This is a genomic window from Paenarthrobacter nitroguajacolicus (assembly GCF_007786235.1).
Taxonomy (GTDB): Bacteria; Actinomycetota; Actinomycetes; order Actinomycetales; family Micrococcaceae; genus Arthrobacter; species Arthrobacter nitroguajacolicus_A.
This window is the reverse complement of the sequence record NZ_VNFK01000001.1, coordinates 147676-173529: the sequence shown is the minus strand read 5'-3', so window position 1 is coordinate 173529 and position 25854 is coordinate 147676. Positions and strand designations below refer to the sequence as shown.

Below are 25854 nucleotides of genomic sequence, written 5' to 3'. Positions count from 1 at the left end.
GCTATTCTCCTCGGAGTACTTCGATGGGACGGATGCGGGCAGTCAGCAACGCAGGGACAAGCGCGCCGATGATGGCCACCGCGAACACCGCGGCGATACCTGCGGCGAGGACGCCGGGGGAGACGCTCGCCGTGACGGAGGTGAGTAGCTGGGAAGCGCCACCGAACGGACCACCTTGGCCGCCGCCGGGCATGCCACCGCCGTTCGGCATGGCCCCTGCGAGCCCCCCACCGCGCTGGGTGGTGGGGGCCGCCGTCGTGCTTGTATTTGAACTGATGAGAGCGGAAGCGATGCCGCCGCTGGCCAATGAAGCGATCACCGCACCCACTACGCTGCCCAGGGCCACCAGAACCAACGACTCGAGTACGAACTGCAGTCCGATGGTCCGGTTCCGGGCGCCGATGGCCTTCAGGACGCCGATTTCGCGACGGCGCTCGCGGACCAGCATCACCATGATGAGCAGGATGATGATTCCGGCCGTGGCGAGGGCGGCGATGAACGCGATCATGGAAATGTTCTTGACGCTGTCGAGGGAGCTGACCGCGGTTTCGAGGTTGCGCTGGCCCTGCGTGACATCGGCCTTGTCCGTGCCAAGCGCCTCCTGGACGGCGGTCTTGGTGCTGTCCACGTTCTCCATGCTGTTGACCGTGACAATCATGGTGGAAAGTTCATCGGGGGTTTCGGCCAGTGCCTGGGCCTCGGGAAGGGTGACATAGACGGCGTTGTTGCCGAACGTGGTGCCGGCGTCGAAGATTCCCGTGACGGTAAACGTCTTGTCCTGAATGGTGAAGGTGGAGCCGACCGTCAGGTTGTTCTTCTCTGCCAGCGAGGTACCTACCAAGGCCTTCGCTTCAGAGGTTGTGTAGTCGCCCAAACCGGTGCCGCTGGTAATCTCCAAGGCCTTGCCGGTGCTGTCCACCTCGGCGCCAATGCCCGTCGCGGTGATCGGGAGCGTGCGTGCGGGTTGGGCTCCGGTGGTGCCGCTCGCGTTGTTGCGGTTGCCCAGCGTACCGGCGTCGACGGCAGCAGTCAGGTTGGTACTGACCGTCGCCTGCTGGCCTCCCGGACCGAAACCGCCGCCAGGGCCCTGCTGGGTGCTGCCGGTTGTTGAATCCGTGGTCCCCGTGGTTGCCGTCTGGAGACGGAGCGCCTTGGTGCCCACCACGGAGGTCACGTTGGCGACCGACGCCGCAGTCTCAGCTTCCGCCGTCGTGAGTGGTTCGCCGCCGCCTTCGAATCCCTGGCCGCCAGCCGGGTTCACCGTCAGCGTGGTTCCCACGGAGGCATTGAGCTCCTGGACTTTGGCACCTACGGCCTGGTTGGCCACCAGCATTGCCAAGGCCAGGCCGATGGCTACGGCCAGCACGGCCACGACCGCCGCCGTTCTGATGTTGTTGCGGAAGGCATTGCCTACGCTTCGGGCAAGGACGCTCACGTTTCTCCTTTGGACCTGCAAGATTGTGTGCCCACAGGACGTGGGTTGCAGATCCAAGACTGCGCAGTGCTGCTGTGCGGCACACCAGCCAAAGCTATGCGTGGGCTGTGAAAGCCTGAGATCACGAATTCTGCTGGATCATTCACTTTCGCTGTTATCCGGAACCCCGAATTCCGGAGTTCTGGCCCGCACCGGGGCTCGATGATCCAGCAGAACCTGAGCAAGCGAAAGCCCCGGCCCGCAAGATGCGGACCGGGGCTTGCTGTATTACTGGGTGATCAGTTACTTGGTGATCGGGCCAAGTACCGGATCGTCAACGTAGGCCGTCTTGACGTTCTCCAGGGTCACGATCTGCGGGGGCAGGAGGTAAGCCGGGACGGTCTTGACGCCGTTGTTGTAGGAGTCCTTGTCGTTGATCTCCAGTTCCTTGCCGGCCTGGAGGTCCTTCACCATGGTGATGGCGTGCTCAACGAGCTTGCGGGTGTCCTTGTTGATGGTGGAGTACTGCTCGCCGGCGATGATCGACTTCACGGACTCAACTTCGGAGTCCTGGCCGGTCACGACGGGGAGCGGCTTGCCGGCGGCCTTGACGGACGTCAGCACTGCACGGGCCAGGGTGTCGTTCGGGGAGAGGACGCCGTCCAGGGAAGCGGTGCCGTAGCTGCCGGTGAGCAGCGTGTCAGCGCGACGCTGGGCGTTTTCTGCCTTCCAACCCTGGGTAACAGCCTGCTCGAACGAAGTCTGGCCGGAGACAACCTTGAGGGTGCCGTCGTCGATCTTCGGCTTCAGGACGCTCATGGCGCCGTCGAAGAAGACCTTCGCGTTGGCATCATCCGGGGAGCCGGCGAAAAGTTCGATGTTGTACGGGCCGGAGGCCTTCTTGGCCTTCATGCCGTCCAGCAGTGCCTGGCCCTGCAGCTCACCAACCTTGAAGTTGTCGTAGGCCACGTAGTAGTCCACGTTCTCGGTGTTGAGGAGCAGACGGTCGTAGGCGATGACGGTGGCGCCGGAGTCCTTGGCCTGCTGGAGCTGTGTGCCGAGCTGCGCACCGTCGATGGCACCGACGATGATGACCTTGGCGCCCTTGGTGACCATGGCGCTGATCTGGTTCTGCTGCTCGGAAACGCCGCCGTTGGCGAACTGTACGTCGGCCTTGAAGCCGGCGCCCGTGAGGCCGTCGTTGAACAGCTTCTCCGCCAGGACCCAGTTTTCACTGGTCTTCTGCGGAAGTGCGACGCCGATCAGCGAGTCCTTGGGGAACGCTTCCCCGCCTGCTGTGCTGCTGCTTGAGCCGCTGTCAGTGCGGCCGCAGGCTGTCAGCGCCAGTGCCGCGATGGCAGCGACTGCTGCTGCCTTTCCTGCTTTACCAAACATTCGCATATCTTGGTTCACTTTCTGTGTGGGTGGGGTGGAGCGAGTCTGTCAGGAAGCGGATTACGCTTCCTTGGAGATGACCTCTTTGGTGGAGGTGGTTTCGTCGGGCTTGATTTCGTTGTTGCGCTGGAAGTTCTTCATCAGCAAGCCCGTGATGGACCGCTTGCCCTGGGACTTGTTGTAGACATCGAAGGCAACGGCTGCCAGGAGCACCAGGCCCTTGATGATCTGGGTGAGGTCGGCGCCTACGCCCAGGAGCTGGAGGCCGTTGTTCAGGACAGCCATGACCAAGCCACCAACGATCGAGCCGATCACGGTACCGACGCCACCGGTAACGGCAGCGCCACCAATGAAGACGGCTGCAATGGCATCCAGTTCCCAACCGACACCATCGAACGGGCCCGAAGCAGTGGAACGGCCCACGAAGATCATGCCTGCCAGGCCAGCCAGGACGGACATGTTCATCATGACCAGGAAGTTGACCTTCTTGGACTGCACGCCGGACAGCTCAGCAGCGTGGCGGTTGCCACCCACGGCGTAGACATGGCGGCCGAGGACGGTCTTGTCGGCGATGAAACCGTAGATGAGGACCAGCACGGCCAGGATCAGGCCTGGGATGGGGAAGGAAGTACCGGGGCGACCGGTGGCGAACAAGTATGTGGCGTAGAGGATGGCACCGCAGATCAGGACCAGTTTGGTGACCTCTACCCACAGCTCGGGGACGTCGGCGCCCAGTGCCTTGTTGGTGGCGCGGGCGCGCAGGGACATGATGATCACGAAAGCCACAGCGATCAGGCCGAGCAGCAGGGTGAGGTTGTTGAAGCCCGTGTCCGGTCCGATTTCCGGCAGGTAGCCGGAGCCCAGGAACTGGAACTCCTTGGGGACGGGGATGGTGTTGGACTTGCCGACGAACTGGTTGAAGCCGCGGAACAAGAGCATGCCGGCCAAGGTCACGATGAAGGCGGGTATGCCCACATAGGCCACCCAGAATCCTTGCCAGGCGCCGATCACTGCCCCCAGGACCAGGCCGAAGAGGACACCTGCCCACCACGGGAAACCCCAGTCCCGCATGGCCAGCGCCACGAAGACGCCCACGAAGGCGGCGACGGAACCTACGGAAAGGTCGATGTGCCCGGCGATGATGACCAGAACCATGCCGATGGCCAGGATCAGGATGTAGGAGTTGCCGTTGAACAGGTTGATCACGTTGCCGGGGGTGAGGGTGCGGCCCTCGGTGAAGATCTGGAAGAAGACGATAAGTGCCACCAGGGCGAAGATCATGCCGAACTGGCGGGTATTGCCACCAAATAGCTTCTTGAGCGCGTTCATTGTTTTGGTCCTTGTGTCAGGAAGGGGCGAGGCTGGGCCAATGGTCAGGCGGTTTTGCGGGCGGAAGTCATGAGCTTCATGAGGCTTTCCTGGCTTGCTTCGTTCTTGTCCAGGACGCCGGTGATGGCGCCTTCAAAGATGGTGTAGATGCGGTCGGACAGGCCCAGGAGCTCCGGGAGTTCCGAGGAAATGACAATCACTCCCTTGCCCTGGTTTGCGAGCCTCTGGATGATGCCGTAGATCTCGTACTTGGCACCAACGTCGATTCCGCGGGTGGGTTCGTCCAGGATCAGGAGGTCGGGATCGGTGAACATCCATTTGGCCAGCACTACTTTTTGCTGGTTGCCGCCGGAGAGCTTGGCTACGCCTTCCTCCACCGACGGGGTCTTGGTCCGCAGCGACTTCCGGTACTCCTCGGCAACGGAGAATTCCTTGCGGGTATCCACCACCGAGTAGTTGCTGATTTTGTTCAGCGCCGCAGAAACAGTGGTGGTCTTGATGTCATCCAGCAGGTTCAATCCCAAAGACTTACGGTCCTCGGTGACGTAGCCCAGGCCGGCGTCGATCGCAGCTTTGACGGACCTGAGGTTGACCTGCTTGCCGTCCTTGTAGACCTGGCCCTTGATGAAGCGACCGTAGGAGTGTCCGAACAACGAACGCGCCAGTTCCGTACGGCCTGCGCCCATCAACCCGGCGAACCCCACGATTTCACCGCGGCGTACGTAGAAGTTGGAGCCTTTGCAGATCAGGCGGTCCTGGATCTGCGGGTGGCCCACTGTCCAGTCCTTGACCTCGAAGAACACTTCGCCGATCTTTGGTTCGTGGTCCGGGAAGCGGGACTCGAGCGTGCGGCCAACCATGCCCTTGATGATGCGGTCCTCGTCCACGCCGTCACGCTTGACGTTCAGCGTCTCGATCGACTTGCCATCACGGATGATGGTGATCTCGTCGGCAATCTGTTCGATCTCGTTGAGCTTGTGGGAAATGATGATCGAGGTGATGCCCTTGCCTTTGAGGCCCAGGATCAGGTCCAGCAGGTGCTGGGAGTCGGACTCGTTCAAGGCCGCAGTTGGCTCGTCCAGGATCAGCAGGCGTACGGACTTGTTCAGCGCCTTGGCGATTTCCACCAGCTGCTGCTTGCCGACGCCGATTTCCTTGATGGGGGTATCGGGATCCTCCCGCAGGCCAACGCGGGCCAGGAGTTCCAGGGAACGCTTGCGGGCTTCTGCCCAGTCAATGACTCCCCACTTGGTGGGTTCATTGCCCAGGAAGATGTTCTCCATGATGGACAGTTCCGGGATCAAGGCCAGTTCCTGGTGGATGATCACGATGCCGGCCGCTTCGCTTGCGCGGATGTCCTTGAATTGCTGCGTCTCGGCCTGGTACACAATGTCGCCCGTGTAGCTGCCATACCCGTAAACGCCGGACAGGACCTTCATGAGCGTTGATTTACCAGCGCCGTTCTCACCACAGATGGCGTGGATTTCGCCGGCCATCACGCGCAGGCTCACATTCGACAAGGCCTTCACGCCTGGGAATTCCTTCGTGATCGAGCGCATCTCCAAGAGGATGGGATCACCTTGCGTGTCGAGGGATGTCATCAGCCCTTACGCCTCCAATGCATGACTTCGTTGTCGGCCCCGCGATGGCGAGGCTGTCTGATGAAAAAGTAAACTGGATCACCTATCTTGTCGTCAAGACTTGAACACAAGATCCAGCTAACGATTTCGTTACCTACCGGTAATACCGGCGTGTTGGAACACCAGGGCGGCCGCTCCAAGGGCCTCTGCGCGTGCTCCCAAGGAGGACATTGCGAGGTGCGTTGTCTCGCCTACCACGGGCACTGCATGCCGTACCAGGCCTCTGCGGATGGGGTCCAGCAGGAGGTCGCCAAGCCCTGCCAGGGGACCACCAACCACGATCACTTCCGGATTGATCAGGTTGGAGACATTTCCCAGCGCGCGGCCCACCGCCAGTCCGGCGTCGTCCACCACGCGCTGGGTGGCGGAGTCGCCTGCAAGGCAGTTCCGGACGATGTCCTGGGGCGTCAGCAGCGTCTCCTGGCCGCGTCCCAACAGCTCGATCATGGTGGTGGTGGACGCTATCGTTTCGAGGCAACCCCTGTTCCCGCAGCGGCAAACGAGTCCGTGTTCATGAATGGTCGCGTGGCCGATTTCGCCCGTGATTCCCACGTTGCCGTAGTAAGGAAAGCCATTAAGGATCAGGCCGGCGCCGATGCCCGAACCGATCTTGAGGAACATCAGGTTGGAGACTCCACTGTGCGGTCCCCACGTCACTTCGGACAAGGCCCCCAGATTGGCGTCGTTGTCTACGAAGACGGGGCAGTTGAGGGCTTCTTCCAGCCGATGGAGGATGTCGATTCCCACCCACTCCGGCAGGATGGCGCCTTGCGCCACGGTGCCGGTTCTGCGGTCGATGGGGCCGGGGATGCCCGCTCCGGCACCCACGACGGCGGTGCGGTCGATGCCGTTCTCCTGGAGCAGCTTTTCCAGCAGCCGAACGGCGGCGGCGATCCCTTCTTCGGCGTGATGGCCCAGCGGCAACTCGATGTAATCCTCGGCAATCACGTGATAGCCCAGCGAAGCGAGGACCACCCGCAGGTGGCGACGTCCGAAGTCGATTCCGACGGCGACCGCACCGTTGCTGTTCAGCCTCACGTTGGTAGCCCGGCGGCCGGAGCTGGTGGTGGGTTCCGTGGACACCAGGCCGGCGTCCTGCATGATCTTCACGATGTTGGAGATCGTGGCAGTGGAAAGCCCGGTCTGCCGGGAGAGCTCAGCCTGGGTGGACGGCCCGCTGAGCAAGCACTCGATGATGCGTTGCTGATTCAGGTGGCGGAGCGCTGACTGCGAGCCGGGTTTTCTGGGGTGGCTCTTCGTTGAGCGCTGCGTAGCGGGCATGACAAGAAGATTGCCCCACAATCGACGTTGTAGTCAAGAAGTGAACACAACGAGTCAACCTTGCCAGAGATAATCCAACGCAAGGACACTCTCTAAGTACCCCCTGTGAGGCCCGCTATGCGCCCTAAGATCCCGGGTTGGCGCGCAGAGTGGGCCCCGCAACGGGAGGGGCGCGTGCAATGCGTCCCGGGTTCGCGGCCCGCAGGTCCAATTGCATCGCCGCATGCAACCGAGCGACGCCTAGGCTTGAACCAAGAAGATTTCCCATGCCCGCCGACGGCAGGGATCAGGTGAAACAAGGTGGTAATGATGCTGCTCGCAATCCTGCAGGCGAACGCCTCCGTCATGGACGTGGACGCCAACCTGCGCACAATCGAGGACGCAGCCCAGCGTGCTTCCAGCGCGGGAGCTGCTCTGCTCCTCACGCCCGAGCTGTTCACGGTTGGCTACGCGCCGCTGCGCCTGCATGCCGAACTGGATCCGGCCACCCTCCCGGATATCCGCGAACGATTGGCCGACATCGCCCGCAGGCACGGCATCGGCCTGGTGTACAGCCTTCCTGCGGTTGCCAGCGACCAGAACGCCTGGCACATCACGGCTACTCTGGTGGACGCGTCCGGCGCCGAGATCCTCAACTACGCCAAGGTTCACCTCTTTGGCCCGGAGGAGCACAAGGCGTTCGTCGGCGCTCAAGAACCTCCCGCCGTCGTGGACTTCAAGGGAATCCGTACTTCGATGCTGATCTGCTACGACGTCGAGTTCCCTGAAGCTGTCCGTGCGGCCGCCACGCGCGGTGCCGAACTCCTCCTGGTGCCAACAGCCCTTTCCGCGGGGTTCGACAACGTACCTCAGGTGCTCATCCGGGCCCGCGCCCTGGAGAGCCAGCTCAACGTTGCGTACGCAAACCACTCGGGCCACGAGGATGTCTACACCTTCCTGGGCGGCAGCGTGGTTGCCGGACCGGACGGATCGTTGCTCGCAGCAGCGGGGGAGGGAGCTGCGTTGTTGTTCGCCGAAGTCGGGACGGAGACAGTACGGGCAGCACGCAAAGAAGTGCCGTACCTGCAGGAGCGCAGGCCGGAACTTTACCGGGAGTGGGCGAACTAAGAGTCCACCTGAAGCAGTTGTACTTGCCCCCGCCACGTTATGAGACCCTTGACCAGGCTTCTGCCGTCGCCGAACAGCGGCAACAAGAATAGGGAGTGCAGGAAGAACCACCAGTGAAATGCGTACTCAGGCAATGCCAAAGCAAGCGGTAGCCCTGAAACACAGGCCGCCAAAGGGCCAGCCAGGGCGATAAGTGCCGCCTGCCAGCCCACGAGGCTTCCCATCGGAATCACGGAGAAACGAAGCAGTGTGCTCGCAAAGACGACGTGGGTAATTCCTGGGGCCAACTTGAGGCCGAGGACGTGGGACGCCTCGTGAATGACGAAGCCGATCAGCAGGCAGGATGCATGGATCAGCAGCCAGAGAGCAGGCGGCAGGATCGCGGGAACGCCCGCGACGGCGCAGGCTACGCAGACAGCGAAGCCGGCAGCCAGCGCAGCAGCAGGAACCCGGACGGACCCCAGCAGGCTTCTGATGGCCAGCGTCATACTGACATCGCCTATGGGAACAGGGTTGAGCTTCACCGCTACTGTGTTTGCAGAAGTTGCTTTTTGCGGAGCTTGAGTTTTTCAAGCATCACAGTGACCGCCAGACAGAACAAGAAACCTATGCCGAAGATGATCGCAATGGGTGTGCCGTCAGCAACCCCAATCTCCATGGCCGTGGCACCGCTGGGCTGCTCGTGGGCCTCGAAGAAGATGGCGCCGAAAAGCCCAAACTTTCTGACACCCGCGTCCATTGTGGAAAACATGGCCATAATGAAGCCTGCGACCACCATGGCCATGGTGATCACAAATGACACGGAAAATGCGATAACAATTCTAAGAAGCCACTTCATGGCGTCGAATCCTTTCCATCCTCTGCATGCCAAGGATGCTGTATGTCACAACCAATATGTTGAGAAATGAATAAACTACTGCACTCATCGCGGGCTCGAGGTTGAATACATTGAGGCCGAGCGCAATAGTCAAAATCACGATGATAGCCAGCACTGCACCAACCAGGACGGTAAACGGGTTCCCCTTCTCGGGTGGGAACGCAATGCCTATCAGGGTGGAGATGAGAATATTGCTGAGGCAGAATCCTGCCACGGGCAAGCATGCAGAAATTTCAATCCCTTGAGCAAGGCTTCCTGCGACGACCGGGACCGCGATTGTCACCCAGAGGATTACTTGCGAGCCAACAATGCTCAGGTAGTGCGTCCATGCGCTGACGTGCAACGTTGAGATGCGTCGCAATGGTTCAGAATTTACGTATGCGTACACGCCCTGAAATGTAATCAGCGCTAAAACGTAGGGCGGAAGAACAATGTGCTGCATCCACGCAAAAAGTGAGAATGCAAAGACGAAGATGACGGCAACAAGAGTCTCGAAGCTGCGGAACAAGACCAGCGTGTAGGCCCCGAGCCTCCATCTTGCAATCTTGGAAGGAAGCAGGATGATGAAGCGGCGAAGGGGGACGTAGGCTCGGGGAGCGGCTGCCACGATGCCTGCAACGATTGCCATGGATGCCGCGACAAAGACCAGAAATGCGAGCCACAGACCGACGTTCTTGTCGAGCATGGAGTACACCAACAGCGGTGAACGGTAGTCACGCCCATCGATGAAGCTCTCCGCAATCACGGCTGTCTGCTCATTTGTGTAGGGAAAAAGAGCTGAAAGACCCAAAGCCAGGACCATCGGCACCAGTAGTCCTCGGAGCCGTGCCAACCTCATCATGAAGAGGCCGCGTTCCAAAAGATAGTAGGCCAGGCTGAGGAGGAGATAGACAGACGCCACGGGAAGCCAAATGGACACCAAAATCTTCGTGATGAAAGCCGGTCCCTCAAGAAGAACGGTCGATATCGAGAATGCACCGAAAACGAAAACAGTCATCACCGCCACCACCGACGCTTCGAACAAGGCGAAAGCCAGCGTTCGCTCCTTGTTGGTGGCAGGAAGGTTGAAGGTCAATTTTAGAAGCTCGTCCGCCTTCATGAACAGGACCCGAATCAGCGTGTAGGCAATGAGAACCCAAAATCCCACCGAAATGTTGGCGATAGCAAGGATGGGTTCGAACAAATCAGTTCCGCCCAGATACTGGCGCATCATCGTGTAGCTGAGCACATTGAACCCCGCAAATCCGATGATCACCACCAGAGTTCCAGCGATTCGCATCGTTCTCGAGGCCAGAAGCCCCCGTCCCAGGACTCTTCGGAGAATGAATGTCCAAAAGAGCCGAAACAACAGGACAATACTCTCGAGCCGCATCTACTCGACTCCCACGGATTGGATGTACTCAGACGCAAGAACCGAGAGATTGCCGTAGTCTTTGTTGACTGACCCTAGGTCTCCTTGGAACACCAGGACACCCTGGATGAGGACAGCAACATCATCGGCTACGTTCTCGAGGACGCCGAAGTCATGGCTGCACAAGAGTACAGAACGCCCATCTTTGGCGAGACTTCGAACATCCTTTTCGAAGATTTTCACTGATTCGATGTCCACTCCGTTGAGTGTCTCATCTATAACAGTCAGGCGACGTTCCAGCATGAATGCGGCAATGAGCTGGAGTTTCTTCCGCATTCCGTGAGAGTAGTCCTCTATGAGGTCGCGGTGACGGCCGCCCATGGAGTAACGGTCAAAGTGACCAACAAGGACCTGCATGTCGAGAGGCTCAGCGTAGAGGCCGTGCATGAATCGGATGTATTCCTCGCCGGTAAGGAACTCCGGCAGGTAGTCATTGCTGGATAGGTAGATTGACGACATTTTGGCGCTTCGGGTGGAGTTTTTTTGTCCGTCGATACGGATGGTGCCACCCTGCGTTTGCAGAAGGTCGAGGATGACCTTTATGAGTGTTGATTTGCCGGATCCGTTGGGACCGATAAGTCCCATGATGGTGTTCTCGGAAATGCTGAGTGAGACGTCATGCAGGACTGGCTTCTGAAAGCTGTACGCATAATCGACGTGGTCGACAGTTAGTGGCATTGGGCTTCGGCTCCATGCTCTGGCTGTGGTGGCATCCCGCGGAAATGCCACCACAGCGGTTATCCGATGACTAGACGCACTCGACCCACACGGAAACGCCCCACTGGCTCCAACTCCAGTTGCCGACGAATCGTCCACGGCCGGACGTCAGGCACCAGATGGCCATGGCGCCCAGAATGCGGCGCCGATGACTTTCGACGCCCAAGAGGAGGCTAGGCACCTTGAGCAGCCACCTAGTTGCTTCTAGCCAAACTAGGTGCCGAAAAAGAGCAAAAATGAGTGGTAGAAAAAGCTTGCACAGACGAAATCGCCTTCATCTAGGTGGTGCCGCCCGTCTCTGCCGGTCCCACCAGCTCGTCCACGTACTGCAACGCGAACCACAGCTCGGCGCGGACCTGGGCCTGGTTGAGGTCCATCTCCAGGAGTTCACCGAGCACCCCGATCTGCCGCCGCACGCTGTTACGGTGCAATCCCAACGCCTTGGCCGAGCTGTCCCAGCTGCCGTTCTCGCTGAGCCACCCCCGCAGGACGGCCAACAGCGGATCCCTCCGATCAACTTCCAAGGACAGGACCGGCGCAAGGAGCCGCCCGGCCAGCATGGTCCCGGCCTCGCGCCCCAGCAGTCCGGCAACGGACCAGGTCACCTCATCAACGCGGGCGCTCTTGCCGGTGGAGAGAACCCGGCTGCGCAGCGAACTGGCGCGTTGGTAGGCGGCTGTGAGCCCCAGGAGTTCGGTCGGTTCGCCGATCACGAGTCGCCAGCCCAGTTTCTCTACATCGGCCAACAGTGAGTCATCTACCTTGAGCCGGGTGATCGCCGTGAAACCGTACTCGGTGATCTCCACCAGCTTGGTGTCGAACAGACGCCGCCATTGGAGCACCTCGCGGACGGGTCCGTCGTCGGCCGCCCCATCTACCCTGACACCCTGCACCACCCGCATCTGCGCCGACCTGGTGGACGACAAACTCTGTGCCAGCAGGTCCTTGAGGCCGTTGACGTGCTTGGTCCCGCCGGTTGCCAAGGAGTCCGGATGCAGCAACACCGCGGTGGCGAGCTGGCTCGGAGCCAGGGATCCACTGGTCCGTTGCCGCACCAACAACTCCAGCAACCCGACGGCCGACTGCACCACATTGTTCTGCGCAGGCGACAATGGCGCATCCGAGCCGAGGATCAGCGCACCGAGGTTCGCATCCTTCGTACTCCTCAGCGGGTGCCCGAACACCAGCGTGGATCCCGGCTGGTCGAAACCGTCCATCTCCACGCGCGGTCCGCTACCGGACAGCAGCCGCTCCAGCATCGGCGCCAGCAAGGAATGTTCGACGCCGGTGCTGCCGCCGGCATTGTGCCTTCGGGCCCGGACCCGCCCGTCCGCCCCCACGAGGACAGCCCACACGGGCACCCGCTGAACCAAAGCTGCGAGTAGCTCGTGTTCCGGCCTGGGGGAGAGGACCGCCCGCATGAGTTGCCGGTTGGTGTCCGCCAGTTGCCGGAACACGCGGGCGTTGTCCGTCTCCAGAAGCTGTGAGAACTCCAGCCCGATCGCGGCGAACGGCAACGACTCCGGCACCTCGAAGAGGGTGAGGTTATGTATGCGGCAAGCGTCGAGCAGGACGTCCGGGACGGCGTCGAAATAAGGCCTGATGCCGAACCCCAGGGCAGCCACCTTCGCGTCAACCAGCCGCCGGACATAGGCATCCACCTTGGCCGCCGAGCCGCCTTCCCCGAGGAAAGGCAGCCCGGCGGTTAAGAGGAACTCGCCCTCCGGCAGGTACGGCGTAGGGTCCTCGAGCTCACTCGGCTCAACCCACCGCAGCAGCGAGGCGCCGCTGCCGCCGTCGTGAAGCATTTTCAACTCCGGCGGCAGCTGCTCCAGGAACTGCTCAAGCGTGACAAAACTCAGGCGGGCGGTGGCGGGCTCAGGCGACATTGCCCTGCCCGGCGGCCGCCGGCTCCTGGTAGTCGGGGCACTGGTAAGCGGTAGTGGCGTAAGCGCGGGGGAGTCGGGGTGCGATCCTGTTGATGATTTCGTCCCCGTGGCTGCCGATCGCTGCGCCCCAGTCGTCGGCGCTCGCGGCCCCGCACGCGGGGTCACCGAACAGCACGGCGGTGTCTCCGACGCCGATTCCCGCGGCATCCGGGCCCAGGTCCACCATGAACTGGTCCATGCAAACCTTGCCGATCACCGGAACTGTGCGGCCCGCGATGTTCACCACAGAGAGGCCGCTGATGCCCTTGGGGATGCCGTCCGCGTATCCGAGCGGGATGAGGCCCAGGTACCGGGGTTCGTAGGTAATGGCCTGGTGTTCGTAGCTCACGCCTGTGCCCGCGGGAACCTTCTTGACCATGACCAGTGGCGCCGTCACGCTGAGTGCTGGGCGCAGGCCGAAGTCCGAAGGGTCCAGGTGATCCGCTGGGGCGAGGCCGTAGATGGCCAGCCCTGCCCGAACCATGTCGAAGTGGAATTCGGGCCGGTCCAGGATATTGGCGGAGCTGGAAACGTGCCGGAGTTCCGGGGTCAGGCCGGCGTCGCGGGCTTCACGGACGGCGTCCTCAAACTCGGCGACGGCGGCCGCGTTGCCGGGGTGGGCGGGGACATCGGCCCAGGCCAGGTGGGTCCAGAGGCCACGAACGCGGAGGGTCCCGTCGATTTCGGCTTGCCGTGCCTGGGCCACAAGTTCGGGCCAATCCTCCTTGCGTGCGCCGCCGCGGCTCAGGCCGCTGTCCAGTTCCAGGTGCACGACGGCGGGTCGACCCAGACGCCCGGCGATGCCTACCAGCACCTCCAGTTGGCCGACGCTTCCGAGGGAAACGTCGATGTCGTTTTCGAGGGCCTCCAGAATGGTGGCACTTGTCTGGGATGCCAGATACAGCCACGAAAGAATGGGCATGGTGATGCCCGCCTTCCGGAGGGAGATGGCTTCGGTGAGCTGGGCCGTTCCCAGCCAATTGGCACCGGCTTCTACAGCAGTACGGGCTACTTCGACCAGCCCGTGACCATAGGCATTGCCCTTCACCACGGCCATGAAGAATGGTGCCTCAGTGTGCTTTTTCAGTGCGGTGATGTTGTCTGAAATCGCGGACAGGTCCACGGTGACCTGTCCCGAAAGGGCTGCCGGAGCGGCCTCTTGATAGTGTGCATTACGTCTCATGGTTGAACACTATAGGTCATTTTGCACCGTGGTGAGAGGTGGCTCACATGCCAGTCTTGTGGAGGGGAAATCGAAACTACTTGGAAGGGACGTCAAGGGTGACTGTGCCTGTGAACACCAATAATCCGGCGGCGGCTAGCGTCACGAGGCCGAGCCTCGGCGCTCAGCTCCTGCGCCGCAAACCCATTGGCCAGATGGTCAGCGAGGCCGGGAGCAGCGAAGGCGGAACACCGCTGGTCCGCAGCTTCGGCGTCCTTCAGCTGACCATGATCAGCGTTGGTGCCACGCTTGGCACCGGCATCCTGGTCATCCTCGGCGAATCCGTGCCGCTGGCCGGTCCGGCCATTTGGATCTCGTTCGTCATCGCCGGACTGGCTGCGCTGCTCTCTGCTGTGTCCTACGCGGAGATGGCCGGGCTGGTCCCGGTGGCAGGCTCCAGCTACTCCTACTCTTACGCCACCATGGGTGAGGGCATGGCCTGGATTTGTGGCTGGTGCCTGGTGCTGGAGTACGCGGTCTCCGTAGCGGCGGTCGCCGTGGGGGCGGGGCAATACGTCAACGAAACGTTGGCAGCCTTCGGGCAGGTCCTTCCCGACGCCGTCAGCCAGCCGCCCGGAGATGGCGGCGTGGTCAACGTCCCTGCGATGATCATCGTGATTCTGGCCATGGTCCTGCTGGTTCGCGGCGCCCGTGAAAGTGCATGGATCAATACCGCGATCGTGGTCATCAAGGTGGGCATTCTGCTCTTCTTCTGCGCAGTAGCCTTCACCGCGTTCAACGCCGGCAACTTCGAGCCCCTGCTTCCCATGGGTGCCGCAGGAGTATCCGCCGCTGCATCCAGCGTCTTCTTCTCCTACATCGGCTTCGACGCCGCGTCCACCGCGGGTGAGGAAGCCAAGAACCCCAAGCGGGATCTTCCCCGGGCCATCATGCTCTCCATGGTGATCGTCACCAGTATCTATGTCTTGGTTGCTGTCGCCGCCATCGGGGCCCGGCCCTGGGGTTGGTTCGACGGAACCGAAGCTGCCCTGGTGCAGATCCTCCACGAGATCACCGGACAGCCGTGGATCGCCCTGGTCTTCTCCGTGGGCGCCGTCCTCGCCATTGCCAGCATCGTACTGACTGTCCTTTACGGCCAGACCCGCATCATGCTCTCCATGTCCCGCGACGGCATGATGCCCAAAGTCTTTGGCCGCGTCTCCCGCCGAACCGGTACCCCCGTTGCCGGGACGCTGATCGTGGGTATCGCCGTCGCCCTTGCCGCGGGCTTGGTCCCACTGGGTGCGCTGGCCGACGCCACCAGCATCGGCACCCTCTTCGCGTTCGCGTTGGTCAACGTTGCCGTCATCTACCTGCGGCGCAACCGGCCCGATCTTGAGCGCAGCTTCCGGGTTCCGCTGTACCCGATCACTCCCATCCTGGGCACGCTGATGTGTGCCTACCTGATGATCAATCTTGGCGCCGACACCTGGATCACCTTCGGAGTGTGGATGCTCGTGGGCATCGCCATCTACTTCGGCTATGGACGCCGGAATTCCAAGGTAGCCGCGCTCAGCGAGCAGGACTACCGTGAACTAACCACCAGGGCCGTGAGCCCGGAACCTGTGAAAGCAGCAAACTCATGACCATCGCCACCGAACTCCCGCTCATCGAGGAACCAGGAGCGCCTGCCGCAGGCGCACCGATCACCATGCTGAACCCGGACTTCCCCTTCAGCTACGACCACTACCTGGCGAATCCGGCCGGGTTGGGCTCAATTCCAGAAGAGAAGTACGGCACCGAAGTGGCCGTCATCGGCGCCGGACTGTCCGGGCTGGTCACTGCCTACGAACTCATGAAGCTCGGCCTCAAGCCGGTCATCTATGAGGCAGACCAAATTGGAGGCCGTCTGAGGACCGCGAGCTTCCCGTCTGCACCCGGTGTTGTGGCCGACCTCGGCGGTATGCGGTTCCCGGTTTCCGGCAAAGCGTTCTACCACTACGTGGACTTGCTCGGCCTGGACACCCAGGACTTTCCCAACCCCATGGCACCGGCAACGTCCAGCACCGTGATTGAACTCGCGGGCAAGAAGCACTACGCCACTACAGCAGACGAGCTGCCGGAGTTCTTCCGCGAAGTCGCCGATGCCTGGAAAGCCGCGGTCAACGACGGCGCCGCCTTCGCCGAGATGCAGGAAGCCATTAAGGCCCGCGACACCAAGCGCATCAAGGACCTGTGGAATGCCCTCCTGCCGGAGCTGGACGAGCAAACCTTCTACGGCTTCATCGCGGCCAGCAAGTCCTTCAAGGAAGCGGGCTTCGCCCACCGCGAGGCGTTCGGCCAGGTTGGCTTCGGCACCGGCGGCTGGGACACCGACTTCCCCAACTCCATCCTCGAGATCCTCCGCGTGGTCTACACTGACGCGGACGACCAGCACCGACTCATCACGGGAGGAGCGCAAAGGCTCCCCGAGGCACTTTGGAACCACGCGCCGTCGGGCCTTAAGTACTGGCCTGAAGGCACCTCCTTGGCGTCGCTGCACTCCGGCTCGCCGCGCGGAGCCGTGGACAACATCCGCCGCGCGGAGAACGGCGACCTCCTGGTCCGCGAGAACTGGGGCCGCGAGGCCACCTACCAAGCCGTAGTGACCACCTGCCAGTCCTGGCTGCTGTCCACGCGCATCCACACCGAGGAAGCGCTGTTCCCGTCGGAACTGTGGACCGCGATCGAGCGCTCGCACTACATGCAGTCATCCAAGACGTTCGTGATGGTGGACCGGCCGTTCTGGAAGGATATCGACCCCGAGACGGGCCGCGAAGTCCTCTCCATGACGCTCACCGACCGCCTCAACCGGGCAACGTATCTGCTCGACGACGGTCCGGACAAGCCCGCTGTCATCCTCCTGTCCTACACGTGGAACGACGACGCCCTGAAGTGGCTGGCCCTGACCGCCGAGGAACGCGTGAAGCTGATGCTCCACTCGCTCCAGCAGATCTATCCCGGCGTGGACATCGCGAGCCACATTGTCGGGCAGCCGATCACCGTGTCCTGGGAAGCGGACCCCAACTTCATGGGAGCTTTCAAAGCCAACCTGCCGGGGCACTATCGCTATCAGCAGCGGCTGTTCACGCACTTCAAGCAGGACCAACTGCCTGAGAGCCAGCGCGGTATCTTCCTTGCGGGGGATGACGTCTCCTTCACCGCCGGTTGGGCCGAAGGCGCCGTGACCACGGGCCTGAACGCTGTGTGGGGAGTGGTGAACCACCTTGGTGGCTCGTCCGTTGCCGGGAACCCGGGTCCGGGTGACCTGCTGGACGAGCTCGGTCCGATCAGCTTGGACTAGGTTCCCCGATGTTGTGAGGCCCGCTCTGCGTCCCAAACCCTCAGGTTAGGACGCAGAGCAGGCCTCGCATTGGGCGTTAAGCGTGCATTTCCCGGTGCGCCGCGGCGAGCCCCTTGTAGTGGGCAGCGTTGTGCTTGACGCCCTCGAACTCTTCGTCCGTCAGTTCGCGGCGGACTTTGGCGGGCACGCCTGCTACCAAGGAGCGCGGGGGAATGACGGTGCCTTCCAACACGACGGCGCCGGCCGCAATGAGTGAGCCCGATCCGATCACCGCGCCGTTGAGGATGGTGGCGCTCATGCCGATGAGGCAGTCGTCCTCCACGGTGCATCCGTGGACCACGGCGCTGTGCCCCACGGAGACGCGCTCGCCGACAGTGCACGGGAAACCGGGGTCGGCGTGGAGAACTACGTTGTCCTGCAGGTTGGAGCCTGCGCCTACGCTGATCGCGGCTGTATCCGCGCGGACGGAGACCCCGTAGAAGGCGCTGGAGTCCTCAGCCAACGTTGCCTTCCCAATAATGGACGCAGTGGGTGCCACGAAGGCGGTTTCATGGATAGCCGGCGTGTCCCCGGCGAAAGTGTAAGAAGGAGCCATGGGCCCAGCCTAGTTGGGTGAAGGGGTGCGGAGCAGCAGGAATTGGTAGTGCTGCACCCAGTTGCCCGCGCCGGGGCCGGACTCCACGCCCACGCCCTCAGGCCACGTGCGGAAGTGCTCGATCAAGCCGTGCTCGCTGAAGATCCTGCACACGGTTTCGTCACTGCGGCGGCTGAAGAAACGCCGAGGTTCGTCCAGGTCCTCCGGGTTCAAGACTTCATCGTCCTCACCTGACCAGAGCCCGACGGCGATTGGCGCACCAGGTGCGGTGACCCGCACAAGTTCGCGGACGACGTCGTGAATTCCGCTGTTGGGGACATGTAACAGCGTGCTCATGGTCCAGGCAGCCGCGAAGACCGAATCGGGAAACGGCAGGTTCCGGCCGTTGGCCACCGAGGCGTCGAGCCCTGCCGAACGCGCCAAGCGAACGCTTTCGGACGACAGGTCAACACCCGTATAGTGCAGCCCCGCACGAACGAACTCCGCGCCCTCAACGCCCGTGCCACACCCGAGTTCCAGCATGGAGTGCCGGTGTTCGGCCTTCAGCAGCCGGACAAACCATTCCCTGCATTCAACCCGGTGCGGGGTCAGTGCCCGGGTGTTCGGGACGGGAGCATGGCGGTCGTAATAGAGGGCGAGGTCGCGCTCGGGATCAGGAAGGCCCTGCATACCCCCAGCTTAGGAGTGGCGCTAGTTGAACACCACGGTCCGGGTGCCATCGAGCAGCACGCGGTGTTCGGCGTGCCATTGCACGGCCTGGGCCAAGGTGCGGCCTTCGACGTCGCGGCCCATCTGGACGAACTGGGCAGCCGTGCGGGCGTGGTCCACGCGGATGACTTCCTGCTCGATGATCGGGCCTTCATCAAGGTCCGCTGTCACATAGTGGGCCGTGGCACCGATGATCTTCACGCCGCGGGCGTGGGCCTGGTGGTATGGCTTGGCACCCTTGAAGGAAGGGAGGAACGAGTGGTGGATGTTGATGGCCTTGCCATTCAACTCCGTGCAGAGATCGTTGGAGAGGACCTGCATGTACCGGGCCAGGACCGTCAGCTCGACGTCGTGCTCGGCGATCAGCTTCAGAAGCTCAGCCTCGGCCTGCGGCTTCGTCTCAGGCGTCACGGGGATGTGGTGGAACGGGATGCCATAGAAGTTGGCCAGTTCCTCCAGGTCGCGGTGGTTGGAGACGATGGCCGGAACCTCGATGGGCAACGTACCGGTACGCTGCTGGAACAAGAGGTCGTTGAGGCAGTGGGCATCCTTGGAACACAGGATGATGGTGCGGACCTTCCGGCCCACGGGGTTGATGTGCCACGTCATGCCGAAGGATTCGGCCACGGGCCGCAGGGCGGCAGCCAGTTCCGCCTGGGTGCTCGACGTCGTTGCCTCCACGCGCATGAAGAAGTTGCCGGTGGTGGGGCTTCCGTATTGTTGCGAATCGGCGATATTGCACCCCGCACCAAGGAGTGCGCCGGCAACAGCGTGCACGATGCCGGGACGGTCGGGGCAGGAGAGGGTCACAACAAAAGCGGTGGAGTCAGTCACACGGACAAGCCTACCGGTGCTGCCTTGTTGTACTGTTAACGGGTCGCAACTGGCGTTGGGTGGACTACCACCAGGGAGCGGCAATCACGAAGACCACGGATCGTACGCCTGGGCCGAGGGTCATGTCTTACCGTCGCACGCACGTGACCGATGCCTCCTGTCATCAAGGGGACGCGGGAATGCTGCTGCCGGTAGCCTGACCTGTAGCACCACCCGTTCCCTAGCCAGGAGATCTCCGTGACTACCACCACTTCAGCGTCTGTCAGCAACCAGTCGCTCGCCGAACTCGATCCCGAGATCGCAGCAGTCCTCGACCAGGAGCTTGGCCGCCAGCGCGGCACCCTGGAAATGATTGCCTCCGAAAACTTCGCCCCCCGCGCTGTGATGGAAGCCCAGGGCTCCGTCCTGACCAACAAGTATGCCGAGGGTTACCCAGGCCGCCGCTACTACGGCGGTTGTGAATACGTCGACGTCGCTGAGCAGCTCGCCATCGACCGGGTCAAGGAACTCTTCGGCGCCGAATACGCCAACGTCCAGCCCCACTCCGGTGCCCAGGCAAACGCTGCAGCACTGTCCGCCATGATCAACCCGGGCGACAAGATCCTCGGCCTGTCCCTGGCCCACGGCGGACACCTGACCCACGGCATGAAGCTCAACTTCTCCGGCAAGCTCTACAACGTGGCTGCTTACCAGGTGGAAGAGGACAACTTCCGCATCGACATGGACAAGCTCCGCGAGCAGGCCATCGCCGAGAAGCCTCAGGTCATCATTGCCGGCTGGTCCGCCTACCCGCGCCACCTCGACTTCGCAGCTTTCCGTTCCATCGCGGACGAAGTCGGTGCGCTCCTGTGGACCGACATGGCGCACTTCGCAGGCCTTGTAGCAGCAGGACTGCACCCGAGCCCGGTGCCGCACTCCGACGTCGTCACCTCCACGGTCCACAAGACCCTGGCAGGGCCGCGTTCCGGCGTGATCCTGGGCAAGCAGGAGTGGGCCAAGAAGCTCAACTCCAGCGTCTTCCCGGGCCAGCAGGGCGGTCCGCTCATGCACGTCATCGCAGCCAAGGCCGTTGCCTTCAAGATCGCCGGCAGCGACGAGTTCAAGGAACGCCAGGAGCGCGTCCTTGAGGGCGCCAAGATCATCGCTGACCGCCTCAACCAGTCCGACGTCGCCGAAGCCGGCGTCTCGGTCCTGACCGGCGGCACCGACGTCCACCTGGTCCTGGTTGACCTGCGCAACTCCCAGTTGGACGGCCAGCAGGCCGAAGACCTCCTGCACTCGGTGGGCATCACCGTGAACCGGAACTCTGTTCCGTTCGACCCCCGCCCGCCGATGGTCACCTCCGGCCTCCGCATCGGTACGCCCGCCCTGGCTACCCGCGGTTTCGGTGCCAACGAGTTCACCGAGGTTGCCGACATCATCGCCACCGCACTCGTAAAGGGCGCCGCCGGCAGCGTTGATGCAGAGGCCCTTCAGGCACGCGTCGACAAGCTCGCCGACAACTTCCCGCTGTACCCGCAGCACGAGCAGTGGTAACCAGCGGTTCCTGCGACAACAAGCGCTGAACACGCATTACCCCGGCACTGAACCGGAGCCAACGGGATCCGCCGCCACACCAACGGCGGCGGGTCCCGTTGGCATGAGCCTCCCAGCAGAAAGAGCAGATGGAATGACACAGTCCACCGCACAGATCCTTGACGGCAAGGCCACCGCCGCTGCCATCAAGGCAGAACTGACCACCCGCGTTTCTGCCCTTGCCGCCAAGGGCATCGTCCCCGGCCTGGGCACCATCCTGGTGGGCTCCGACCCCGGCAGCACCTGGTATGTCGGCGGCAAGCACAAGGACTGCGCAGAGGTGGGCATCCAGTCCATCCGCCGCGACCTCCCCGAGGACATCTCCCAGGAAGACCTCCTTGAGGTTGTCCGCGAGCTCAACGACAACCCGGAATGCACCGGCTACATCGTCCAGCTCCCGCTTCCCAAGCACATCGACCAGGACGTCATCCTGGAGGCCATGGACCCGGACAAGGACGCCGACGGCCTGCACCCCATGAACCTTGGCCGCCTGGTGGCCAACGTGAACGGCGAAATGAAGTCTCCGCTGCCCTGCACGCCCAAGGGCTGTGTGGAGCTGCTGCGCCGCCACGACATCGACCTCAAGGGCAAGCGCGTCCTGGTGGTTGGCCGCGGCGTGACCATCGGCCGTCCCATCGGACTGCTGCTGACCCGCAAGGAAGTCAACGCAACGGTCATCCTGGCCCACACCGGAACCGTGGACCTGCCCGCGGAACTCAAGGAGGCCGACGTCGTGATTGCCGCCGCTGGCGTGCCGCACATGATCAAGGCAGAAGACCTCAAGCCGGGCGCAATCGTGCTCGACGTCGGCGTCAGCCGCGTGGACGACGGCAACGGCAAGGCTGTGGTCACCGGAGATGTGGACCCGGCAGCTGCCGACGTCGCCGCGTGGCTGTCCCCGAACCCGGGCGGCGTAGGCCCGATGACCCGCGCCATGCTGCTCGCCAACGTCGTGGAGAGCGCTGAGCGCCAGGCGGGCATCGCGTAGCCCGTACCGCAGTCCAAGGGTGCGTGCACCCAACCCAACTGGCTGGCATTAGTGGTTGTTTTGAAGGCCCGGAACAACCACTAATGACAGCCAGTTGCGCAAATATCTGCAAGAGCCCTTTCACATATTCCTTGGCGCTACTAGTCTGCTGAGGGTGCACAATGAAGCAACCCGCTCTCCGACACCGTCACCAACACAGACACAATCGTCGCAAGCCAGCCTCGACATGAACCGACCAACCGTCATCAGCGCGCGGAACCTCACCAAGGCCTATGGTGACCTTACCGCCGTGGACAACATCTCCTTCGACGTCCCCGCAGGGGAGTCCTTCGGCCTGCTGGGCCCGAACGGCGCCGGCAAGTCCACCACCATGAAAATGATTGGCGGCGTCTCCCAGCGCACGTCCGGCTCGCTCACCATCATGGGCCTGGACCCTGAATCCCACGGTCCGGAGGTCAGGGCGCACCTGGGCGTCGTGCCGCAGCAGGATAACCTGGACGAAGAACTAAGGGTCCGCGAGAACCTGATTGTCTACGGGCGCTACTTTGGCCTGCCGCTGAGCTACTTGCGGCCCAAGGCGGACGAACTCCTGGAGTTCGCGCAGCTGACGGACAAAGCCAACTCGAAGGTGGACGCCCTCTCCGGCGGCATGAAGCGCCGGCTCACCATCGCCCGCTCGCTTATCAACGAGCCACGGATCCTGCTTCTCGACGAGCCCACCACAGGCCTTGATCCGCAGGCCAGGCACATCCTCTGGGACCGCCTGTTCCGGCTCAAGGAAAGCGGCGTGACCCTCATCCTCACCACGCACTACATGGACGAGGCCGAGCAACTCTGCGACCGGCTCATCGTGGTGGACAAGGGCCGGATCATGGCCGAAGGTTCACCCGCCACCCTCATCCGCGAGCACTCCTCGCGCGAAGTACTGGAACTCAGGTTCGGGTCCGAGCGGAACGCGACCATCGGCGTCGAACTACAAGGCATCGGTGAGCGGCTGGAGACGCTGCCGGACCGCGTACTGATCTACGCGCACGACGGCGAAGCCGCGCTGGAGCAGGTCACTGCCCGCGGGCTGCGTCCCATGACCTCGCTGGTGCGTCGCTCGTCGCTGGAGGACGTGTTCCTGCGGCTGACCGGCAGGAGCCTCGTTGACTGACAATCAAAGCACGACGGCGGAGCACCCGTTGCGGGCCCACGCACCCGCCGTCTCGGCTGCCAGGGCGCGCCGCTGGGGTGCCTTCTTCTATGCGGAGCAGGTGCTTCGCGTCATGCGGAACTACGGCTGGTCCGTGGTCCTGTACAGCGTGGGGCAGCCGGTGGCGTACCTGTTCGCCATGGGAGTTGGGCTCGCCAGTTTGGTGGATGCCAACAGCGAGTCGGCCTTCGGCGGCGTCAGCTACCTGGAGTTCGTGGCGCCGGCCTTGTTGGTATCCGCAGCGGTGATGACGGCATCGGGCGAGTTTTCCTACCCCATCATGGATGGCTTCAAGTGGCGCCGGGTGTTCTATGGCCCGCATGCCTCGCCGTTGATTCCACAGCAGATTGCCAGTGGGCACATCATGGCCAGCACAGTGCGGTTCCTGTTGCAATCGGTGGTCTACTTCGCGGTGGTGGCTATGTTCGGTGCCTCACCGAGTCCGTGGGGTTGGGTATCAGCCATAGTGGCAACGGTGGCCGCCCTGAGCTTTGGCCTGCCCTTGATGGCCTATGCGGCAAGCATCACCCAGGACAAAGGGCAGTTTGCGTTGGTGCAACGGTTTATTGTGATGCCGCTGTTCCTGTTCTCCGGGACGTTCTTCCCGCTGGATTCGCTGCCGATGGCGGTGCGGTGGATCGGCTGGATTTCGCCGGTCTGGCATGGGACCGAGTTAAGCCGAGTCTTCACCTACGGCATGGATCAGGACCCGTTGCTGACCATCACCCACGTGGTGTTCCTGGTGGCGACCGCCACGGTGGGCTGGGTGCTGGTCCGCCGGCAGTTCGTGAAGAGGATGGGCTCATGAGTGTCCTGACAGGTGGCCACAGTGCCACGGACGTCGCCCGCGAGCGGAAGTTTGGTTCACTCTACTCCCGCAACGCGAAGGCTGTTGTGGGCCGTGGGTTGATGGCGGCCAAGAGCAGTACGTGGCTTGTCATGGTGTCCGGGTTCTTCGAGCCCGTGCTGTTCCTGCTGGCCATGGGCGTAGGAATGGGCTCGATTGTGGGCACAGTGCAGGGCCCGGGCGGTGAGGAGATCAGCTACGCGGCGTACATCGCGCCGGCGCTGCTGGCCGTCTCGGCAATGAACGGGGCCATCTACGACTCCACCTGGAACGTCTTCTTCAAGATGAACTTCGCCAAGCTCTACCAAGGAATGCTCTACACCTCCCTGGGACCGCTGGACGTTGCCATCGGCGAGATCTTCCTGGCCCTCCTGCGCGGCCTGCTCTACGCCACTGGTTTCACGGCCGTCATGGGGGTGATGGGGCTGCTCACCAGTTGGTGGGCGATTTTGGTCATTCCGGCGTCGGTGTTGATCGCGTTCGGCTTCGCAAGCTTCGGCATGGGCATCACCAGCTTCATGAAGACCTTCCAGCAGATGGACTGGATCAACTTCTTCCTGCTGCCCATGTTCCTGTTCAGCGCCACGTTCTACCCGCTCAGCGTCTATCCGCAGGTTATCCAGTGGTTTATCCAGGCCATGCCGTTGTGGCACGGTGTGGAGTTGCTGAGGCAGATCAGCGTGGGTTCTTTCAGCCCGGCAACCGCCATCCACGTGGGCTACTACGTGGTGATGATTGCGCTCGGCATCATGCTGACCACTGGAAGGCTGCGCCAACTGTTCCTCAAGTGATGGAGTTTTTGTACACCTCCTGCCCGTAAAAGGGTGTGTTGAGGGCATCAGGTGTACAAAAACTCCCAGGGATTGGGGCTCGTGTTCGCCGTCCGTGGAAGCGGGCACGTGCACCTTTCCGCGTTTGAGAGAATGGCTTCATGCAATCTCTCGGTGACCCGCACCCGTCCACGTCTCCCGCCGGCAAAGGCATGTTCAGGGGCTTCCGCATCGGCGGCCTGGGGATGACCGTCGTCATCATCGCCTTCCTTGTAGCCGTCATCTTTGCTGCCAACCAGAACGACGTCGTGGGCTGGGTCGTCGCTGTCGTGGCTTTCGGATGGCTGGCCCTCGCCACGTTCGTGGTGCTCAGCATTCGCAAGGCCGCGCAGCGGGCCGGAGCAAAGCTGACCGAAGCGCAGGCCGCCTTCGCTTCGGCAGCCGGCCGCGCGCCGTCGTCGAATGTTGCCGACCATGGCGGCACCCGCGTCGTTGCCGAGCGGAGCCAGGCTGATGAAGTCCGCGACCTCAAGTTGGACCACTCGTTCAAGATCGTCCAGGTGCAGGTCCGTGTGGTGGATGAGGAACGCGCCAAGGGTGGTGCTGCGGACCAGGACACCATCAACCGCGCACTGGAAACCATTGCCATTACGGCCACCAACGCCAGGGACATGATCAAGTCCTCGGGCGGCTCGGACGAGCCCGTTGCCGGCACCATCATCGACTAGAGTAGAGCGG

The 25854-nt window shown here is 62.4% G+C and carries 24 protein-coding genes and 1 riboswitch; of the genes, 9 read left to right on the top strand and 15 right to left on the bottom strand.

Going from position 1 to position 25854, the window contains the following annotated elements; all coding sequences use genetic code 11:
• Position 1: 1 nt before the first annotated feature.
• From FQP90_RS00760 to FQP90_RS00740, 5 genes are all read right to left on the bottom strand, one after another.
• Positions 2-1435: an ABC transporter permease gene (locus tag FQP90_RS00760; protein WP_144647718.1), complete on the bottom strand. Its 1434-nt coding sequence runs from the start codon at positions 1433-1435 to the stop codon at positions 2-4.
• Between the two features lie 282 nt (positions 1436-1717).
• Positions 1718-2815: a substrate-binding domain-containing protein gene (locus tag FQP90_RS00755; RefSeq protein ID WP_144647717.1), complete on the bottom strand. Its 1098-nt coding sequence runs from the start codon at positions 2813-2815 to the stop codon at positions 1718-1720.
• A 54-nt stretch (positions 2816-2869) separates the two neighbouring features.
• Positions 2870-4138 carry a multiple monosaccharide ABC transporter permease gene (gene mmsB / locus FQP90_RS00750; RefSeq protein WP_144647715.1) on the bottom strand — a complete coding sequence of 423 codons (1269 nt, stop codon included), beginning with the start codon at positions 4136-4138 and terminating at the stop codon, positions 2870-2872.
• A 44-nt stretch (positions 4139-4182) separates the two neighbouring features.
• Positions 4183-5739, bottom strand: coding sequence for a multiple monosaccharide ABC transporter ATP-binding protein (gene mmsA, locus FQP90_RS00745; RefSeq protein ID WP_144647713.1), 1557 nt, complete (start codon positions 5737-5739; stop codon positions 4183-4185).
• Positions 5740-5868: 129 nt separating this feature from the next.
• Positions 5869-7059, bottom strand: a complete 1191-nt coding sequence (locus FQP90_RS00740) for an ROK family transcriptional regulator (protein ID WP_144647711.1) — start codon at positions 7057-7059, stop codon at positions 5869-5871.
• Positions 7060-7365: 306 nt separating this feature from the next.
• Here FQP90_RS00740 and FQP90_RS00735 point away from each other — a divergent pair, with 306 nt between their 5' ends.
• A complete protein-coding gene (locus FQP90_RS00735) occupies positions 7366-8166 on the top strand; it encodes a carbon-nitrogen hydrolase family protein (protein ID WP_144647709.1) in 801 nt (266 codons plus the stop codon).
• On the opposite strand, the gene FQP90_RS00730 is transcribed toward FQP90_RS00735, so the two are convergent.
• The 7 genes from FQP90_RS00730 to alr form a co-directional block, all read right to left on the bottom strand.
• Positions 8163-8690 (bottom strand): hypothetical protein, encoded by a 528-nt coding sequence (locus FQP90_RS00730; protein ID WP_144647706.1) that lies wholly within the window; start codon positions 8688-8690, stop codon positions 8163-8165. The genes FQP90_RS00735 and FQP90_RS00730 overlap by 4 nt on opposite strands.
• A gap of 2 nt (positions 8691-8692) precedes the next feature.
• Positions 8693-9004, bottom strand: a complete 312-nt coding sequence (locus FQP90_RS00725) for a hypothetical protein (protein WP_144647704.1) — start codon at positions 9002-9004, stop codon at positions 8693-8695.
• Positions 8988-10301, bottom strand: a complete 1314-nt coding sequence (locus FQP90_RS00720) for a hypothetical protein (RefSeq protein WP_144647702.1) — start codon at positions 10299-10301, stop codon at positions 8988-8990. Before FQP90_RS00720 ends, FQP90_RS00725 begins: the two co-directional genes overlap by 17 nt.
• Positions 10302-10415: 114 nt before the next feature.
• Positions 10416-11132 (bottom strand): ATP-binding cassette domain-containing protein, encoded by a 717-nt coding sequence (locus FQP90_RS00715; protein ID WP_144647700.1) that lies wholly within the window; start codon positions 11130-11132, stop codon positions 10416-10418.
• A gap of 70 nt (positions 11133-11202) precedes the next feature.
• Positions 11203-11352 (bottom strand): hypothetical protein, encoded by a 150-nt coding sequence (locus tag FQP90_RS23200; RefSeq protein ID WP_167510386.1) that lies wholly within the window; start codon positions 11350-11352, stop codon positions 11203-11205.
• Between the two features lie 97 nt (positions 11353-11449).
• The gene (locus FQP90_RS00710) at positions 11450-13060 is read right to left on the bottom strand and encodes a PucR family transcriptional regulator (RefSeq protein ID WP_144647698.1); all 1611 of its coding nucleotides are present in this window, start codon (positions 13058-13060) and stop codon (positions 11450-11452) included.
• Complete coding sequence (gene alr, locus FQP90_RS00705) at positions 13050-14282, bottom strand: alanine racemase (protein ID WP_244296409.1); 1233 nt, start codon at positions 14280-14282, stop codon at positions 13050-13052. Before alr ends, FQP90_RS00710 begins: the two co-directional genes overlap by 11 nt.
• A gap of 194 nt (positions 14283-14476) precedes the next feature.
• Between alr and FQP90_RS00700 the strand changes: the two genes are divergently transcribed.
• Both FQP90_RS00700 and FQP90_RS00695 read left to right on the top strand, forming a co-directional pair.
• Entirely contained in the window at positions 14477-15907 is a 1431-nt protein-coding gene (locus FQP90_RS00700) for an amino acid permease (RefSeq protein ID WP_244296438.1), read from the top strand.
• Complete coding sequence (locus FQP90_RS00695; RefSeq protein ID WP_208759900.1) at positions 15904-17604, top strand: flavin monoamine oxidase family protein; 1701 nt, start codon at positions 15904-15906, stop codon at positions 17602-17604. Before FQP90_RS00700 ends, FQP90_RS00695 begins: the two co-directional genes overlap by 4 nt.
• A gap of 76 nt (positions 17605-17680) precedes the next feature.
• Here FQP90_RS00695 and FQP90_RS00690 read toward each other — a convergent pair whose 3' ends face one another.
• The 3 genes from FQP90_RS00690 to purU are packed head-to-tail and all read right to left on the bottom strand — an operon-like array spanning position 17681 to position 19741.
• On the bottom strand, positions 17681-18199 hold the full coding sequence (locus FQP90_RS00690) for a gamma carbonic anhydrase family protein (protein WP_144647694.1): 519 nt from the start codon (positions 18197-18199) through the stop codon (positions 17681-17683).
• A 9-nt stretch (positions 18200-18208) separates the two neighbouring features.
• Positions 18209-18868, bottom strand: coding sequence for a class I SAM-dependent methyltransferase (locus tag FQP90_RS00685; RefSeq protein ID WP_144647692.1), 660 nt, complete (start codon positions 18866-18868; stop codon positions 18209-18211).
• A gap of 21 nt (positions 18869-18889) precedes the next feature.
• Positions 18890-19741 carry a formyltetrahydrofolate deformylase gene (purU, locus tag FQP90_RS00680; protein WP_144647690.1) on the bottom strand — a complete coding sequence of 284 codons (852 nt, stop codon included), beginning with the start codon at positions 19739-19741 and terminating at the stop codon, positions 18890-18892.
• A 35-nt stretch (positions 19742-19776) separates the two neighbouring features.
• Positions 19777-19862, top strand: a riboswitch (ZMP/ZTP riboswitch).
• Between the two features lie 116 nt (positions 19863-19978).
• On the opposite strand from purU, the gene glyA reads away from it, so the two are divergent.
• The 6 genes from glyA (at position 19979) to FQP90_RS00650 (ending at position 25844) form a co-directional block, all read left to right on the top strand.
• Positions 19979-21277, top strand: a complete 1299-nt coding sequence (glyA, locus tag FQP90_RS00675; RefSeq protein ID WP_208759899.1) for a serine hydroxymethyltransferase — start codon at positions 19979-19981, stop codon at positions 21275-21277.
• Positions 21278-21410: 133 nt separating this feature from the next.
• Positions 21411-22304: a bifunctional methylenetetrahydrofolate dehydrogenase/methenyltetrahydrofolate cyclohydrolase gene (locus tag FQP90_RS00670; protein ID WP_144647686.1), complete on the top strand. Its 894-nt coding sequence runs from the start codon at positions 21411-21413 to the stop codon at positions 22302-22304.
• Between the two features lie 226 nt (positions 22305-22530).
• Positions 22531-23460, top strand: coding sequence for an ABC transporter ATP-binding protein (locus FQP90_RS00665; RefSeq protein WP_144647684.1), 930 nt, complete (start codon positions 22531-22533; stop codon positions 23458-23460).
• A complete protein-coding gene (locus tag FQP90_RS00660; RefSeq protein ID WP_208759898.1) occupies positions 23453-24307 on the top strand; it encodes an ABC transporter permease in 855 nt (284 codons plus the stop codon). The genes FQP90_RS00665 and FQP90_RS00660 overlap by 8 nt, the downstream gene beginning before the upstream one ends.
• Entirely contained in the window at positions 24304-25137 is an 834-nt protein-coding gene (locus tag FQP90_RS00655; RefSeq protein ID WP_144647683.1) for an ABC transporter permease, read from the top strand. The genes FQP90_RS00660 and FQP90_RS00655 overlap by 4 nt, the downstream gene beginning before the upstream one ends.
• Before the next feature lie 140 nt (positions 25138-25277).
• Positions 25278-25844: a hypothetical protein gene (locus FQP90_RS00650; protein WP_144647681.1), complete on the top strand. Its 567-nt coding sequence runs from the start codon at positions 25278-25280 to the stop codon at positions 25842-25844.
• The last annotated feature ends 10 nt before the right edge of the window (positions 25845-25854 follow it).